Origin of the sequence: Pyxidicoccus fallax, from assembly GCF_012933655.1 — a bacterium.
GTDB lineage: Bacteria > Myxococcota > Myxococcia > Myxococcales > Myxococcaceae > Myxococcus > Myxococcus fallax.
The window spans coordinates 1-1288 of sequence record NZ_JABBJJ010000706.1 but is presented as its reverse complement, the minus strand read 5'-3'; the positions used below and the strand labels follow the sequence as shown (position 1 = coordinate 1288).

Here is a 1288-nt window from a genome sequence, read left to right as displayed (position 1 = left end):
ATAAAAGACACGCGCCCCTGAGCCCGCCCGCCAGGGCACCGGCATCCAGGATGCAGTGGGCTGCCCCCGAGGGCAGTCGCTGGCTTCCAGGCGCCCCGGACGCGCATCCCCTGCGCGCCCGGGCCGTCTGCCCGCACCCTTTGCGCTCCCGCCCGTGTCCCTTCCTCGGGGCGCGTTGGCACGGGAGGTGGAAGCACCTGGGTGTGGAGGAAGCACCCGATGCGACGAATCCTGGTGGCGGTGGATGAGACGGAGGCCTCGCGCGACGCGGCGCGGATGGCGGTCGAGTACGCGGAGCGCCTGGGCGCCCGCCTGACCTTCGTCCACGTGCTACCTCCAGACAGCTCGCTCGAGGTGCCGGAGTTCGCCGCCTTCGAGCGCGCCTGCGAGGCCCGCGCGGCGCAGCTCCTGGAGGAGGCCTGCCAGCTCACCGGCATCCCCCGCCCCCAGGTGGACACCCAGGTGCGACATGGGGACCCGGTGGAGGTGCTCTGCACCGCCGCCCGGGCAGAGGACGTGGACCTCGTGATGACGGGCACCCGCGAGCGGGGCGCCCTGGCCCGCGCGCTGCTCGGCAGCGTCGCGATGCGGCTGGTGAGCCAGTGCCCCAAGCCCGTGCTGGTGGTGCCCCACCGGAACGCCCCCGCCGCAAGTCACGCGCCCGAGGAGGCGCCTGCTCGCGTGGAGCCCGCCGTCAGCTGATGCGTGTTCCCCAGCGGGCGGAGAAGCCTCCGGACGGTCGATCCATTTGACTTTCCGGCGCGGGGGAACAAGGAATGGGCGCGCGAGTTGGCTACCGGGTTACATCTGACTCGTAACCCACCTACACCCAGGCTTCCCTTCATGACGCCCTTTCTCCTCCTGTCCCAGACGGGTCAACCCGAGCTTGGCTGGCTCAGCAACAAGCTGCTCGGCGTGACGCTCACCTCCGCCGAGTGGGTGCTCTGGATTCTCGTCATCCTCTCGGTGCTCTCCATCGCCATCATGCTGGAGCGCACGGTGTACTTCGCCCGCCACCGGCTGCCGGACTCGGAGGGGCTGGCGGTGCGGCTGGCCCGCGGCGACTTCGAGGCGGCCCGCAAGGCGGTGGAGGGCAAGAGCGGCATGGAGGCCGCCGTCGTCCGCGAGGCGCTGGCGTCCACCGCGCAAGGCGCGGACACCGTGGAGCAGGTGATTGCCTCCACCATGGCCCGCGAGCGTCCCCAGTACGAGCGCTTCCTGTCCTTCCTCGGCACGCTGGGCAACAACGCCCCGTTCATCGGCCTGTTCGGCACGGTGCTCGGCATCA

General features: G+C 71.1%; 2 protein-coding genes. Both read left to right on the top strand.

Translation table 11 applies throughout. From position 1 onward, the window contains the following. Nucleotides 1-219 precede the first annotated feature (219 nt). A complete protein-coding gene (locus HG543_RS53680) occupies nt 220-702 on the top strand; it encodes a universal stress protein (RefSeq protein ID WP_169352678.1) in 483 nt (160 codons plus the stop codon). A 141-nt stretch (nt 703-843) separates the two neighbouring features. Further along, nucleotides 844-1288, top strand: a 445-nt coding sequence (locus HG543_RS53675) for a MotA/TolQ/ExbB proton channel family protein (protein WP_171819140.1), incomplete at its 3' end; no start/stop codon positions are given.

Bases quoted from the DNA above. Each gene is read 5' to 3' on its own strand.
- HG543_RS53680 (WP_169352678.1), top strand. From the start codon at position 220: ATGCGACGAATCCTGGTGGCGGTGGATGAGACGGAGGCCTCGCGCGAC.